The sequence below is a fragment of the Terribacillus halophilus genome, assembly GCF_900101385.1.
Taxonomy (GTDB): domain Bacteria; phylum Bacillota; class Bacilli; order Bacillales; family Amphibacillaceae; genus Terribacillus; species Terribacillus halophilus.
This window is the reverse complement of sequence record NZ_FMZB01000002.1, coordinates 563,031-577,164: the sequence shown is the minus strand read 5'-3', so window position 1 is coordinate 577,164 and position 14,134 is coordinate 563,031. Positions and strand designations below refer to the sequence as shown.

Here is a 14,134-nt window from a genome sequence, read left to right as displayed (position 1 = left end):
ATCTGGTTTCCTGCGCTCGACTTGCATGTATTAGGCACGCCGCCAGCGTTCGTCCTGAGCCAAGATCAAACTCTCCATGAAAGTGTTGATGCTTTTGCTCGTTAGAGCTGACGTTGATCTTAATGATCATGTCGTTTAGTTCGTAATTGGTTGTTTTGTTCAGTTTTCAAAGATCAATTTCGTTCTGTCGCTCGTTTGGCGACTAGAACATCATATCATGTTCAAACTTACATTGTCAACATGTTTTTTATTTCATCAGCTCCGTTCCGAAGCGACTTGAATAATTTATCACGTTTTTGGACATAATGCAAGACTTTATAATATAAAATATTGAATTGCAGCTAGAGATGCTATACCCGGGATTCCTAATATACCTACCAACACCGCCGTTGATGCGTTTATCGGGATATGGAGTCCAGCAAGCGCACCTACTACATTGAATAAAAATAATAGAAAGACAGCTAATACCACTCTAATCGAACCTTTAACCATTAAACTGAACAGCTTTCCAGACGTTCCTGAAATGAGTAGGACCACCACTGCTGCCAACAGCACTCCGATGATTGCATACGACATAATTCATCTCTCCTTTAACTTGTCCTGCTTTTCTACATTATGAATACGGACAAGAAAAAAGAACACGCATTGCGTCAAGTACGCAATGCGTTCAAATTACGGTGTCTAGCTTCACGGAGCATGAACAGATATTTGGCTTGTGCCACTTGTAAATCATACCGCCCCATTTCACTGGCATCGACACTTCTTTCTATTATGGATCGGATGCTCATCCAATCATTTTTCATTTTGAATATGCCTTCTAACAACTCTTTGTCCACGTCGGATCTCTTCAATCTTCTGCCAGCCATTATCTCACCTGCTTTACAGTTCTCTTCTGCCTTCCATCGCTTTGGAAAGGGTGACTTCATCTGCATATTCCAGATCTCCACCCATCGGCAGGCCGTGTGCAATCCTAGTTGTCCTTATACCAGATGGTTTGACTAGCTTGGATATATACATTGCAGTTGCTTCGCCTTCTATGTTCGGATTGGTAGCTAGGATCAATTCCTTCACTTCTTCATCCTTGAGACGGTTTAATAACGATGGGACATTAATATCCTCAGGTCCGATGCCATCCATAGGAGAAATAGCACCATGCAGGACATGATACTTCCCATTGAATTCCCGCATCTTCTCCATCGCAATGACATCTTTCGGGTCCTGCACGACACAAATAAGAGAGCTATCTCTTGCTTCATCCTGACAAATACTACAAGGATCCTGATCGGTGATATGACCGCAGATACTGCAGTGGGTCAATTCACGTTTGGCATTCACTAGAGCCTTCGCAAAATCCATGACGTCATCTTCCTTCATACTAAGCACATGAAACGCAAGACGCACGGCAGTCTTTGGTCCGATTCCAGGCAATTTAGTAAAACTGTCGATCAGTTTCGAAATCGGTTCGGGATAATACATCTATTCAGTTTCCTCCTAGAACATTCCTCCAGGTAACCCTTTGGTGAACTGTCCCATTGTTTGGTTTGATTTTTCATCAACTTGCTTCAACACTTCATTTGTAGCAGAGATGATCAGATCCTGAAGCATTTCTACATCATCCGGATCTACTACTTCTTCCTGGATGACTACATCCGTGATTTCCTTTTTACCATTGGCGACTACCTTTACAGCACCGCCGCCTGCAGTTGCTTCGAAAGTCATTTCGTAAAGCTCTTCTTGAGCCTGCATCATCTTTTTCTGCATTTTCTGCATCTGTTTCATCATATTGTTCATATTCCCACCACCACGCATGGAAAAATCCCTCCTTGGATTGATTGTCATTCTCTTATTTCGAGTAAGTCATCTCCGACCAGCTTCCTAGCCTCCGAAATAATCGGGTCTTCCTCCTGCTTTGTATCCTCATCTGAATCCTGTTGCTTTTGATTCTTCAAAAAATCTTCCCGCAGTTCTGTCCAATTTGCCTCCGGAATCGGAATCACCGTAACTTGGTGCCCGATCCGTTCTGCTAATAATGATTCTATCGTGTCTTTATGTTCCAAGGCAAGTGAACAGTGGATCTCATATTTGAAGCCGATGATAAGTGCATTCTGGGAAGCTGCCCTCGGTTTGCTGTTAAGAATTGTCGCATGTGCAGGGGCGCTCTGGCGCTTCAAGGCATCCATGAAGCTTGCCCAGTGCTCAGCTACAAGCTTCAGCTCATCCTTTGTCGCCTCTGATAACACTTGCCGGATACGTTCAAATGGAATGCGGTAGCTGTTTTTGCTTCCTGTCCTTGCTGGACGTTTAGGCTGTTCGACGGGAGCTGCAGCGGTTTGGGACTGCTGTTTCAATTGCTTCAATTCCTGTTCCAGCTGAGAAATTTTGCGCGTCAGCTGCTGTACAGCCTCGACCTCCACATTAGCTGCTGGGGCACTTTGGTCAGCAATGTGCAGAATCGCAATCTCGACGAATACTTTCGGACTGTTTGCCCATTTGATTTCCTGCTGACAGCGATTCAATTCGACAATCGCTTCCCGGATCCAAGCACCATCCACTTCCTCTGCCAGCTGCTTGAAATTATCATCTACCAGTACGCGTTCAAGGATGTTCTCCATACCAGGAGCACTTTGGAACATAAGCAAATCCCGTAAGTAATAGATGAGGTCAAAAACGAATCTTCCTGGATCCTTCCCATCCTGTATCAGCAGGTCAACTTGTTCAAGGGCTGTTTGAACATCCTGCCTTGCGCAAGCCCGGATTATTTGCGTCAGTCTATCCTGTGACACAGCGCCGGTGACTGCCAGCACATCCTCAAGCTCCACTGAATCTTCACTATAGGATATTGCCTGGTCGAGCAAACTGAGTGCATCCCGCATTCCGCCTTCTGCTGCGAGTGCAACTGACTCTACGGCATCTGTCGAAACAGTGATCTGTTCTTTCTCCAAGATCTCCTGCATCCTGTTTACCATTGCCTGCTGATTGATGCGTTTGAAATCGAAACGCTGACAGCGGGAGATGATCGTCAGCGGAATCTTATGCGGCTCTGTTGTCGCCAAGATGAAGACTACATGCTTCGGCGGCTCTTCCAATGTCTTGAGGAGTGCATTGAAGGCTCCGATCGAGAGCATATGCACTTCATCGATGATATACACCTTATATTTCACCGCACTTGGAGCATATTTTACTTTGTCCCGGATATCGCGTATTTGTTCGACACCGTTATTGGACGCTGCATCGATTTCGATCACATCTGCAATCGAACCATCCTGAATACCTCTGCAGGCAGCACACTCGTTGCATGCTTCTTCTATCGGTGCATGCTCACAGTTGATGGTCTTGGCAAAGATCTTGGCCGCACTTGTCTTCCCGGTACCACGCGGACCGGAAAACAAGTAGGCATGCGAGAATTTATCCTGCATAATCGCATTCTTCAACGTCCGGATGATCGGCTCCTGGCCTACGACATCAGCAAATGTCCTCGGCCTCCAGACACGGTATAACGCTTGATAACTCATCACGCCGCGCTCCTTTTTTCATTCTTCCTTCATTATAACGGAATTAAGTTATGGATACTACATGTATAAAAAGAGCCCTTACCAAATGGCAAGGACTCTGATTGTTTATTGGTTAAGCGCCGTGCACCCACCGTCGATAATACGGATCTAAGCGTTACATAAGTTCATGGCTCGACCCAGGCTTCCCCGCGGCACACAGGAGAGACTGCTTACTGCTGCTTCCTTCCGGACCTGACAGGGTTCACAGGTTCCTGTTGCGCAGGACCCGGGTGTCAACACCAATTCCTTATGGCAGACCTTAAAGCCGCATTACCTCGGGTGGGAATTCGGCCTCGCTACAGCGGATTGCGAGTACAGGGCACCGCTACCTCCCCGCTTAGCACGGCTAAGTTGTGAATAAAGTTAGGCGCTTCGATAGCGCACTTTATAGTATAGCTTGTTTATGAAAAAAAATCAATCCCGGCTGTTTTTTGCAGATTTCCGTTTGCGCAAATCCCGGAAGAATGACGTCAGCAGCCCGCCGCATTCTTCCTGCAGTACACCGCCTGTCACTTCTGTTTGATGATTGAAACGATCGTCTTCCAGTAAATTATATAAAGTGCCTGCACAGCCTGCTTTTGGATCATAAGCACCGAATATGACGCGGCGGATCCGCGATTGGATGATGGCTCCTGCACACATTGGGCACGGCTCAAGTGTTACATACAGATCACAATCTTCCAGCCGCCAGCTTCCTATTTTTTCATTGGCAGCTTGGATGGCATGCATTTCCGCGTGGGAATGTGCCTGCTGGGTCGTCTCCCTGAGATTGAATCCTGAAGCAATGATTTCCCCGTCCTTCACGATTATCGCCCCGATCGGTACTTCTCCGAGATGCTCGGCACGTTTTGCTTCTTTTATCGCTTGCTCCATCCAATAAGCATCAGTCGTCATAGTTATCTCCCACATTTCTATCCAAAGGTTTCAAATTACGTAAAGTTGATAATGTATAAGTATAAGAAGCTTCCTACTACGAAGTAAAGGGGAATTATCATGAGTGACCATAAAGCTGTCTTGTTTATAGATGTGTTCAACAATTTCGATTTCCCCAGCGGTGATAAGCTGCTGGAGAATACAAAGAAAATCCTCCCTAACTGGGAGAAGCTGCGGCAGAAAGCAAAAGAGAATGACTGGCCTGTCATCTTCGTGAATGATCACTATGGCATCTGGCAGGATAACTTCAAAAAAATAGCAAATTATTGTAGGAAAGAAGCCAATAAAGAGATCATCGATTCCATGATGCCAAATGAAGATGATTATTTTCTTTTGAAGCCGAAGCACTCTGCATTCTTCCAGACATCGCTCCCATCTTTATTGAAAGAGCTTGGTTGCAATCACGTCATTCTGGCTGGTGTTGCCGGTAATATCTGCATCATTTTCTCAGCCAATGATGCCCATATGCGGGAATTTAAGCTGGATGTGCCCAGAAACTGTGTTGCATCCAATACAAAAGAACAAAATGATGATGCTCTGCGTGTCATTGAAACAACTCTAAATGCAAACATAGATCACATTTGACATATGACGGCTCCTCCGGGCATAGCCTTTCTACAGAGGCTTTTATAAGGAGGGGTCGTTTTGCAAATATACACAGTGCAGGCTGGTGATACATTGGCCGGCATCGCAAGCCGTTATGGTACAACAAGTCAGGAATTGATTACCGCAAACGAATTGGAAGCGCCTAATGATCTTGTCGTTGGTCAAGCGATGGTGATTCCGATCATCGGCTCATTCTATTATGTCCAAGCAGGAGACAGTCTTTACGCCATTGCCGGCAGAAATAACTTATCAGTTGCGGAGCTTGCCCGTATCAATAGTATCTCACCATCAGCGGTCTTGCAGCCAGGACAGCGTCTTTATTTGCCCGCCAAACCAAAAAGACAGATTGAGTCGAATGCCTACATCGAGCCAACTGGAAATACTGTATCCCAGACTTTGGAGACTGCAGCAAGACAACGCGCTCCTTATCTCACTTATCTGATGCCGTTCAGCTACCGAGTAGATCGAGAAGGAAACCTCACTGCCCCGCCATTAAATGATTTTGCCACGATAGCGCAAAATAACAACACCACCCTAAGCTTAGCTATCTCAACGATTGAAAATGGACAATTCAGTGCTGAGCTGGGAACCCGTATTGTCACTGTCACTTCTGTCCAGGATCGCTTATTTACAAATATCATCAATACGGCCAGGGATGTTGGCTTCCGCGAGGTGCATTTTGATATTGAATTCCTGCCTGCGGAAAATCGGGAAGACTATAATAGCTTTCTCAGGCGTGCTGTTGCCAGACTTCGACCTGAGGGGCTCCGCGTTTCGACAGCAGTTGCCCCAAAAACGAGCGCGACACAGCAAGGGCAATGGTATGAAGCACATGATTATGCTGCACATGGAGAAATTGTCGATTTCGTCATTTTGATGACTTATGAATGGGGTTATAGCGGCGGGCCGCCATTAGCGGTTTCTCCATTACCGAATGTACGGGATGTAGTAGAATATGCTCTAACTGAAATGCCAGCCGACAAGATCGTGATGGGTCAAAATTTATACGGTTATGATTGGACGCTTCCTTATGAGCCAGGGGGAGACTATGCCAAAGCTGTCAGTCCCCAGCGGGCCATTGCCATCGCCCGCGAAAATAATGCTGCGATTCAATACGACACAACAGCACAAGCACCCTTCTTCAATTATACCGATGCAGATGGTGCGCAGCATGAAGTATGGTTCGAAGATGCCCGTTCCATCCAAGCTAAATTCGACTTGACCAAGGAGTTGAATTTACGCGGCATCGCTTATTGGAAGCTTGGTCTGTCCTTTCCACAAAATTGGCTATTGCTTACCGATAACTTCATTATCAGGAAACTGTAAAGAGCAGTATCAAAACTGCTCTTTTTTATGCCACCGTTATCCAAAGCTTCTCTTTCCTGTAATCATTTCCTTCCACTATGATTTGCGGCATGACGATTCGCACGGGTGCTTCAAGCGGAGACGGTATCAGCCGGACCTCATCGGTTGATACCCATTCCCCCGTGATCTTATCAGCAAAAGAGAATTGTTCCTTGAATCCATCCCGGAACCAGTTCACTTCATTTTGCTTCGCCGCTCCTGGCTTATTCATACACAGGTAAAGGGAAACATCATCACAAAAGGAAAGCAATTTTTGATCGATATCCAATGTAGCTTGTTCAGCTGACGTGAGGGTCTGTCTGTCAGCTTGCTGCAATCCTTCTTCCCGATCAATGAATGCCTTGATCCTTTCATCATCTGTATCCCCAGAAAAGAAGGAACAATAATGCCGGCTGCATAAAATAGCCGCATAACGGGATTGTTCACGTACTTCCATAACACCCTGCTGATATGCACGCAGTTTATCCGTCAAAGGATAATCAATAAAACTGTAATACCCACTTCCATCAGGTTTTTGTTTTGGTACTTCATCTAAAGGAATCCAAGCTCTATCATGCTGTTCGATTGCCATGATTGCCTCTGGACGCAGAACCGGGGATTCGGGATCGTCCTTTCGCCAATGCCTGGCTATTTCCCCGGAAATAGCTGCATGTGCATGCTGTGGTATTAATACCGTCTTCCCTTCGTCGTCTCGAACGATCATATTCTCCCTCCTATGAAAAACTCCCGGCAATTTCGCCGGGAGTCTTTATCCGCTCTTATTTCATTAACTTCAAGGATTCGTCGATGAATGCTGGAATATCATCCGGCTGTCTGCTTGTAACCAGCTGATCCTGACAAACGACAACTTCCTTATCTTCCACAGTTGCGCCGGCATATTCCATATCAACCTGAATGGATTTATAACCTGTCGCTTTGCGGCCTTCAAGTGTCTTAGCAGTGATCAAAAGCTGCGGGCCATGACAGATTGCCAATACCGGCTTTTTCTCCGCCATGAAGTGCTTCGCAAAATTCACAAACCGATCATCTGCACGCAGATTATCAGGTGAACCGCCTCCCGGAATGAAAAGGGCGTCGAAATTTTCTGGTTTGACGTCATCGATACCTTTATCGATGGATACCGTCGCTTCCCCTTGCTTACCTGTCACACTTTTACCCGCTTCAAACTCGATCGTTGTCACTTCATGCCCAGCTTCCTTGAACGCCTTTGCTGGATCAGTGTATTCGACATCTTCAAAAGAATCGGTAATCACTGTAGCAATTTTAGCCATTGTCCAACACTCCTTTTTAAAAGTATCACACAATGTATGATTCCACGTGAGCTGTCGATTAAACCTATTATTCCTCCAACGTGGATGTATCTCCAAGCGGCAGACCCAGTTCTTTCGCCCGCAATAGCCGGCGCATGATCTTGCCGCTTCTTGTCTTCGGAATGGAAGTGACAATTTCGATTTCCCTCGGAGCAGCATGTGCACTCAGCCCTTTTTTGATGAACAACCGGAGTTCTTCTCGCAGCTCCACGGAGTCCTTATGTCCCTTATCCAATGTGATGAATGCCTTGATGATTTCCCCGCGTTCTTCATCCGGCTTTCCGATCACCGCAGCCTCCGTGACTGCCGGATGCTCGATCAGCTTGCTTTCCACTTCAAAGGGACCGACCAATTTCCCGGATGTATTGATGACATCATCTAAACGCCCTTCGAACCAGAAATAACCTTCTTCATCCACCTTGGCGCTATCACCTGATACATACCAGCCATTGATGAAATAACTATCAAACTTTTCCTGATTGCCCCAGATTGTTTTCATCATCGATGGCCAGCCAGCCTTCACTGCCAGATTTCCGCTTGTATACGGCGGCAGTACATTCCCTGCATCATCAATGACGGCAGCCTCGATGCCAGGTATGGGTTTCCCCATTGCTCCCGGCTTTATCGGCAGCGTCGGATGATTGACGATAAGCATCGCGCCTGTTTCTGTCATCCACCATGTATCATGGATGCGTTTGCCGTACACTTCCTCCGCCCAATAAATGATTTCCGGGTTGAGAGGTTCCCCGACACTGAGGACATGACGAAGAGAGGACAAATCATGTGAATGGGCAACCTCATCACCTGCTGCTGCCAGCTTACGCAATGCAGTCGGAGCTGTATACCAAACCGTCACCTTATGTTTTTCGATGATACTATACCAAGCCTCAGGCGTGAATCGTCCTCCAGCAATGACATTCGTTGCCCCATTTAGCCAAGGTGCGAATATGCCATAACTCGTTCCTGTCACCCAACCCGGATCCGCTGTACACCAGTATATATCGTCCTGCTGCAAATCAAGAACCCATTTACCAGTAGCATAATGCTGGATCATCGCTCGATGTGCATGAAAGACACCTTTGGGCTTTCCGGTGGAGCCAGAGGTATAATGCAGCAACATGCCATCTTCTTTATCCAGCCAAACAGGCTCGAATTCAGTCGATGCCTTATCCATCAGTTCGGTGTAGTCATGCAGCATGTCAGATGATTCACAGCCGAGCACAACGACTTCCTTCAAATCAGGAAGATTAGCTCTGTTCACACGCGGCAGCAATTCAGCAGTGGTAATCAAAACACTGGCCCCGCTGTCCTTCAACCGATCTTCTACCGCCTGTTCCATGAAAGCCTCAAACAAAGGACCAGCTACAGCACCATTTTTGAGAATGCCAAAAAAACTTGCGTAAAAATCAGGACAGCGCGGCATGAATAAAAAAACTCGATCACCTTTTGTGACACCGAGGGCTTTCAGCATATTAGCTGCCTGGTTGCTGCGTTCTTTCATTTGTTTGAACGTCCACTTCTCCTCTGTTCCTCCATCTTGATAAATCAAGGCAAGCTGATCTGCTTTTGCCGGATTCTCTGCATGGCGATCAACAGCCTCATAAGCGGCATTCAATTTGCCCGTGTTAAACCAGGAGAAATTCCGCTCCATCTGACTCCATTCAAACGACCGACGTAGTGCTTCAAAATCCGTTACATTGTGCTTTCCAGCGAGAGGTGCTAACATTTTCATGATTCGACATCCTTCCCTATAATTTGTAAGCGTTTACAATAAACACGAATAAAAAAGCCTCTGTCTGCATCAGCAAAGCAAGTAGGTTATTTCCATTGTACCTTGTTTTCTTTACCAAACAAAGCGAAAACATAAAAAAGAGCACCCGCTCCTAACGCAGGTGCCCCTGATTTATTTCTTATATTGCATGTACACAGCCTGCGTGATGAGGAAGTCCTCGATACCATGCTTGCCATCGGTACCACCGAGACCAGATTTACGAATACCAGCATGATACCCTTGGATGGCTTCCATGTTTTCGCGGTTTACATACGTTTCGCCGAACTTGAGTTCATTGATCACTTTCATCGTTTCATGAATATCCTCTGTATAAACAGAAGAGGAAAGGCCATAGTCGGTATCATTACCCATTTCAATTGCCTCTTCCAAGTCGGTGAAAGTTACGATTGGAACGACCGGCCCGAAAATTTCATTTTTGATGATATCGGAGTCATGCTGAACATTTGTCAGGATGGTCGGCTCATAAAAATAGCCGTTGGCTGACTCTGCTCTTTTACCACCAATGATACAATCGGCACCTTCCTCTATTGCGGCAACCACCATCTCTTCCACCGTTTCAAGTCGACTTTGACTCACAAGCGGTCCCATTTCTACATCATGGTCCTCGGCGGGATTTCCATGTGATACTCCTTCAAATGCTGTTTTTAGTTTCTCCGTGAATTCTTCCGCAACACTTTCCTGCACATAGACGCGCTCTGCGTTCGTGCACGTCTGGCCATTGTTCAGCAGACGGGAAGCTTTGATCTGCTCCACTGCCAAATCTAAGTCAGCATTCGCCGTCACGATGGCAGGTGCTTTGCCGCCAAGCTCAAGATTGACCTTGGTGATATTCTGGGCAGCGGCTTCCATTACCTTCGTTCCTGCTGTCACACTGCCCGTGATCGAAATCATGTCCACTTTCGGATGAGAAGCGAGTTGATTTCCCAATGCGGATCCAGTGCCTGTCACATACTGATACACGCCGTCTGGCACAAAGTCCAATTCATCCACCATCTTCGTAAATTCATAAGCTGTATTCGGCGTTTGCTGACTTGGTTTCAGTACAAGCGTACAGCCTGTCGTCAAGGCTTGAGCAACCTTACGTGCCAAAATAAACACCGGGAAATTCCATGGCACGATACCAGCTACAACTCCGATTGGTTTCTTGTAAATCAGGATATTTTCATTCGGTCGATCACTCGGGACGATATCGCCTTCGATCCGGCGAGCCCATTCGGAAGTGTAGCGGAAGAAATCGATTGCCATATCCACTTCGCCATTAGCAAGCTCGTAGTTCTTCCCTTGTTCCTGCTGCAGCAATGAAACAAAAGTGTCCTTCCGATTTTCCAGTTCATCGCCTAGCCGGCGTACGATTTTTGCCCGTTCAACCGCCGGCATCTGCTCCCACTCCTTCTGGGCCGAAGCAGCCCCTTCCACAGCCTGGTTCACTTCTTCTTCTGTCGCTTTGGGAATCTTTGAGATGACTTCTTCAGTGGATGGATTAAGGATATCGATCATCTCTTCTGACTCTGAGGCAACAAAACGTCCATTGATAAAAAGCTGATGTGTCTCCACTTTCATCCTCCTCTTTTTATTCCTAATGGCAGTTTTCCACCATATAGGAGGATGCAAACGCAAAAAGGTCCGCTCTATGAAAGAACGGACCTTTTCTTACACTTAGCAGATTAGTGGTATGGGGGATACCTGATAACACTATACCCTTCCCTACAGATTCTAAACACCTAACCATGAAAAAGTTTATTATTTTTTTCAGCGGGAACAGTTTCCTATACATTTCAAAAAGGAGTGAATTACAAATGGCTGAAAACAAACAAAGTCTAGGCGATAAAGTAAAAGGTGCGGTATCAAAAGCAAAAGGGGAAGCAAAAGATCAAATCGGGAATGCAAAAAACGATAAAGGAATGCAGGCAGACGGCAAAAAGGACAAAGCAAAAGGAAGCCTGCAGGATACAGCGGGTAAACTGAAGGAGAATTCTGACCGCCGATAAGAAAGTGTCTGTCCAACCTTCCAATAAAGTAACAGGTTGTCAGAGGTACTTGGGAAAGTCAGAAGAATGCCCTTTTTCGGCAATTTTCGTGCTACACTTATCTCATAAGATTTCCCCTAAATTTCTAACGCAAAATGGCTGCCATCAGGCAGCCATTTTTGTGTTAAATGATTTCTACATATTGCGGGTTCGCTGTTATATAATTCCCGCTCTTCAGTCTGTACATGGTCGATCCATTGACGGTAAGCGTCTCCACCACGGTGAATACTTCTCCTTGACTCACTGTACCAGCACGCGCATTCCAATCCGGCGCATCGTAATAGTACAAAGAAGCGACTTTCACTCGAATGAGGAACGTGGAACCCGAACCGGATTTCTTCCGCAGACCTAGTGCTCTTTCCAGGCCATTTACATGCCCTCTTGCTACATCCTGGATCCACGAATTGGATTTCATCTTCGCTGCATCGGCACTGTTGTCGATGAAACCATTTTCCGTCAACACAGCAGGCATTGCCGTTTCCCGAAGCACATGAAAGTTCGCTTTTTTCCTGCCGCGGTCAGACATCCCATTCAGCTTCATCACTTCCTCATGAATCCGCGCACGCATTACCCCCGTTGCAGAGCTGTCTGATAGTGTCGTATAAATATAGTCCTCATAACCGGTTCCTCCGCCAGCATTGACATGAATGCTGAGGAAGAAATCAGCGCCCCAAGCATTGGCATCATTCGTACGCTGACTAAGCGACGGGAATGTATCCCCTGTTCGTGACATACGAACTTCCGCGTTCTCGTATTCCAGCTGCAAGATATCCCGGATCGATGTGCCGATTGCCAAAACCACATTCTTCTCCTGAATCCCGTTCGCTACCGCCCCTGGATCTGATCCTCCGTGCCCTGGATCTACATAAATTTTCACCATTCGACCATCTCCCTTTCTTTTTTTGACTGCCATGTGGTACCTTATGCAGCCTTGTACTAGATAAAAGCGGTTGGTGTCACAATTTCACAACCCATTCTGTATTTAGTATCGAAAGATAGGGTTGATTCGTGTTATAAAAGTTGGCAAGTTAGCCACACTAAGGGAACGACAGAAGAGGTGATCGGCATGTTTCCATGGCAGAAACAGAAAACAGCAGCGGTTCAAAAACGGAAAGAAAGAAAAATATCCAGAAATTTAAAATCGAATGTTGCTTATATAGAAGAGCAGTTTTCCTACGGTATAAATTTTGACTTCGTTTCCCAGGAAATAGTCAGCCCAGCAAGCAGATATCATTTGTTTTTTTACTCTACAACAATTGATACACAACAGCTCAGTGACCATATCATCAGTCCTTTATTGGAGGCAAAAAAAGACATTCCCATTTCCCGCATTCTAACGGTTCCGAGTCTTGCATCTATCGAAAGTATGAATGGGGCAGAGAAAGGTTTGACTGCTGGCAGTGTCATCATTTTCAAAGAAGGATCACCAGAAGCATTTGAAGCCAACATTCAAGACTTCAAGCATCGTTCCATAGAGAAAGCAGACAATGAAAGAACCGTTAAAGGCCCTAAGGATTCCCTGACTGAATCCTTGACGACTAATATTTCAATGATCAGGAAGAAGATGCCTTCGAAGGATTTAATCGCGGAAAGTATAGAAGTCGGTGTCAGACCTGCCGATCCAGTCACCTTGGTTTATGTGAGAGATTTGGTGAATAATGACGTACTGGAAAACATAAAAAAACGCATCCAATCGATTACAGTCGATAATATACGGAATGTCGAAGTGCTGGAACAGTTTCTGGAAGAACGCCCAAGATCACTTTTCCCAACCATGCTTTATACCGAACGTCCGGATAATGCTGCCAACTATGTGTCCGAGGGCTTCATTGCCATCATGATGGATAACTCTTCTTCCTGCCTGATTGCCCCGATTACTATTTGGGGGTTTTTCCATTCTCCAGAGGATATCTACCTAAGATGGGCGTTTGGAAACTTCAGCCGGTTGATTCGGGCAGTTGCTTATTTAATCACCCTTTTCGTTTCGGCAACATACGTAGCCATAACCAATTACCATGTCCAGCTAGTTCCAATCGATTTGCTTCTAGCCGTTGCATCAAGCAGGGAGAGGGTTCCTCTTCCCATCACATATGAGGTACTGCTGATGGAACTCGCGTTTGAACTGATACGTGAAGCAGGAGTTCGGATACCTTCCCCGTTAGGACCTACAATTGGAATCGTTGGTGCACTCATCCTCGGCCAAGCAGCTGTCGAGGCAAATATCGTCAGTCCCATAGTCGTCATCCTTGTGGCACTGAGCGGCTTGTCTTCCTTTACTGCAGCAAATTACAGTATCAATCATACATTGCGCATTTCCAGATTTATATTCATTCTAGCAGCAAGCCTGATGGGAGCTCTCAGCTTGTTAGGGGCCATTATCATATGGCTTGCCTATGCAGTTTCGCTTAATTCATTCGGTGTTCCTTATTTTTCCCCAGCAACACCACATACAAAATCAAGCGATGATACTTACTTCCGCAAGCTGTTAAAAAATATCAAATGGAGACCTGTATTTCTTAAGCCAAAAGATGTGGATAAAAAATGAAAGGG

General features: G+C 45.9%; 15 protein-coding genes, 1 rRNA gene and 1 other RNA gene. 4 read left to right on the top strand and 13 right to left on the bottom strand.

Annotation, left to right across the window (positions count from 1 at the left end):
- The 8 genes from BLQ53_RS19055 to tadA all read right to left on the bottom strand — a co-directional run.
- A 16S ribosomal RNA gene (locus tag BLQ53_RS19055) occupies window positions 1–81 on the bottom strand; the annotation flags it as partial.
- 234 nt (window positions 82–315) lie between these two features.
- Window positions 316–576, bottom strand: a complete 261-nt coding sequence (locus tag BLQ53_RS06125) for a pro-sigmaK processing inhibitor BofA family protein (protein ID WP_093726378.1) — start codon at window positions 574–576, stop codon at window positions 316–318.
- A gap of 74 nt (window positions 577–650) precedes the next feature.
- On the bottom strand, window positions 651–866 hold the full coding sequence (locus BLQ53_RS06120) for a YaaL family protein (RefSeq protein ID WP_244499268.1): 216 nt from the start codon (window positions 864–866) through the stop codon (window positions 651–653).
- 13 nt (window positions 867–879) lie between these two features.
- Window positions 880–1,476, bottom strand: a complete 597-nt coding sequence (gene recR, locus BLQ53_RS06115) for a recombination mediator RecR (RefSeq protein ID WP_093726377.1) — start codon at window positions 1,474–1,476, stop codon at window positions 880–882.
- A 15-nt stretch (window positions 1,477–1,491) separates the two neighbouring features.
- A complete protein-coding gene (locus BLQ53_RS06110; RefSeq protein ID WP_093726376.1) occupies window positions 1,492–1,809 on the bottom strand; it encodes a YbaB/EbfC family nucleoid-associated protein in 318 nt (105 codons plus the stop codon).
- 26 nt (window positions 1,810–1,835) lie between these two features.
- Window positions 1,836–3,512 carry a DNA polymerase III subunit gamma/tau gene (gene dnaX / locus BLQ53_RS06105; RefSeq protein WP_093726375.1) on the bottom strand — a complete coding sequence of 559 codons (1,677 nt, stop codon included), beginning with the start codon at window positions 3,510–3,512 and terminating at the stop codon, window positions 1,836–1,838.
- Window positions 3,513–3,631: 119 nt separating this feature from the next.
- Window positions 3,632–3,897, bottom strand: an RNA gene (ffs, locus tag BLQ53_RS06100) — signal recognition particle sRNA large type.
- A gap of 68 nt (window positions 3,898–3,965) precedes the next feature.
- Entirely contained in the window at window positions 3,966–4,451 is a 486-nt protein-coding gene (tadA, locus tag BLQ53_RS06095; protein WP_425288286.1) for a tRNA adenosine(34) deaminase TadA, read from the bottom strand.
- Window positions 4,452–4,544: 93 nt separating this feature from the next.
- On the opposite strand from tadA, the gene BLQ53_RS06090 reads away from it, so the two are divergent.
- Window positions 4,545–5,069 (top strand): cysteine hydrolase family protein, encoded by a 525-nt coding sequence (locus BLQ53_RS06090; RefSeq protein ID WP_093726373.1) that lies wholly within the window; start codon window positions 4,545–4,547, stop codon window positions 5,067–5,069.
- A 60-nt stretch (window positions 5,070–5,129) separates the two neighbouring features.
- A complete protein-coding gene (locus BLQ53_RS06085) occupies window positions 5,130–6,416 on the top strand; it encodes a glycoside hydrolase family 18 protein (RefSeq protein ID WP_093726372.1) in 1,287 nt (428 codons plus the stop codon).
- A gap of 25 nt (window positions 6,417–6,441) precedes the next feature.
- On the opposite strand, the gene BLQ53_RS06080 is transcribed toward BLQ53_RS06085, so the two are convergent.
- The 4 genes from BLQ53_RS06080 to aldA form a co-directional block, all read right to left on the bottom strand.
- Window positions 6,442–7,158: a DUF3891 family protein gene (locus BLQ53_RS06080; protein ID WP_093726371.1), complete on the bottom strand. Its 717-nt coding sequence runs from the start codon at window positions 7,156–7,158 to the stop codon at window positions 6,442–6,444.
- Between the two features lie 55 nt (window positions 7,159–7,213).
- Entirely contained in the window at window positions 7,214–7,726 is a 513-nt protein-coding gene (locus tag BLQ53_RS06075) for a type 1 glutamine amidotransferase domain-containing protein (protein WP_093726370.1), read from the bottom strand.
- Window positions 7,727–7,793: 67 nt separating this feature from the next.
- On the bottom strand, window positions 7,794–9,497 hold the full coding sequence (gene acsA, locus BLQ53_RS06070; protein WP_093726369.1) for an acetate--CoA ligase: 1,704 nt from the start codon (window positions 9,495–9,497) through the stop codon (window positions 7,794–7,796).
- A 171-nt stretch (window positions 9,498–9,668) separates the two neighbouring features.
- Window positions 9,669–11,111 carry an aldehyde dehydrogenase gene (gene aldA / locus BLQ53_RS06065; RefSeq protein WP_093726368.1) on the bottom strand — a complete coding sequence of 481 codons (1,443 nt, stop codon included), beginning with the start codon at window positions 11,109–11,111 and terminating at the stop codon, window positions 9,669–9,671.
- Between the two features lie 242 nt (window positions 11,112–11,353).
- Between aldA and BLQ53_RS06060 the strand changes: the two genes are divergently transcribed.
- The gene (locus tag BLQ53_RS06060; RefSeq protein ID WP_093726367.1) at window positions 11,354–11,545 is read left to right on the top strand and encodes a CsbD family protein; all 192 of its coding nucleotides are present in this window, start codon (window positions 11,354–11,356) and stop codon (window positions 11,543–11,545) included.
- 163 nt (window positions 11,546–11,708) lie between these two features.
- On the opposite strand, the gene BLQ53_RS06055 is transcribed toward BLQ53_RS06060, so the two are convergent.
- Window positions 11,709–12,464: an N-acetylmuramoyl-L-alanine amidase gene (locus BLQ53_RS06055; RefSeq protein WP_093726366.1), complete on the bottom strand. Its 756-nt coding sequence runs from the start codon at window positions 12,462–12,464 to the stop codon at window positions 11,709–11,711.
- A 186-nt stretch (window positions 12,465–12,650) separates the two neighbouring features.
- On the opposite strand from BLQ53_RS06055, the gene BLQ53_RS06050 reads away from it, so the two are divergent.
- Window positions 12,651–14,129 (top strand): spore germination protein, encoded by a 1,479-nt coding sequence (locus tag BLQ53_RS06050; RefSeq protein ID WP_093726365.1) that lies wholly within the window; start codon window positions 12,651–12,653, stop codon window positions 14,127–14,129.
- The last annotated feature ends 5 nt before the right edge of the window (window positions 14,130–14,134 follow it).

Coding starts and splice junctions, on each gene's coding strand:
- BLQ53_RS06080 (WP_093726371.1), bottom strand. CDS start 7,158: ATGATCGTTCGAGACGACGAAGGGAAGACGGTATTAATACCACAGCAT.
- BLQ53_RS06125 (WP_093726378.1), bottom strand. CDS start 576: ATGTCGTATGCAATCATCGGAGTGCTGTTGGCAGCAGTGGTGGTCCTA.
- BLQ53_RS06050 (WP_093726365.1), top strand. CDS start 12,651: ATGTTTCCATGGCAGAAACAGAAAACAGCAGCGGTTCAAAAACGGAAA.
- BLQ53_RS06055 (WP_093726366.1), bottom strand. CDS start 12,464: ATGGTGAAAATTTATGTAGATCCAGGGCACGGAGGATCAGATCCAGGG.
- BLQ53_RS06075 (WP_093726370.1), bottom strand. CDS start 7,726: ATGGCTAAAATTGCTACAGTGATTACCGATTCTTTTGAAGATGTCGAA.
- BLQ53_RS06060 (WP_093726367.1), top strand. CDS start 11,354: ATGGCTGAAAACAAACAAAGTCTAGGCGATAAAGTAAAAGGTGCGGTA.
- BLQ53_RS06090 (WP_093726373.1), top strand. CDS start 4,545: ATGAGTGACCATAAAGCTGTCTTGTTTATAGATGTGTTCAACAATTTC.
- recR (WP_093726377.1), bottom strand. CDS start 1,476: ATGTATTATCCCGAACCGATTTCGAAACTGATCGACAGTTTTACTAAA.
- acsA (WP_093726369.1), bottom strand. CDS start 9,497: ATGAAAATGTTAGCACCTCTCGCTGGAAAGCACAATGTAACGGATTTT.
- BLQ53_RS06120 (WP_244499268.1), bottom strand. CDS start 866: ATGGCTGGCAGAAGATTGAAGAGATCCGACGTGGACAAAGAGTTGTTA.
- BLQ53_RS06110 (WP_093726376.1), bottom strand. CDS start 1,809: ATGCGTGGTGGTGGGAATATGAACAATATGATGAAACAGATGCAGAAA.
- dnaX (WP_093726375.1), bottom strand. CDS start 3,512: ATGAGTTATCAAGCGTTATACCGTGTCTGGAGGCCGAGGACATTTGCT.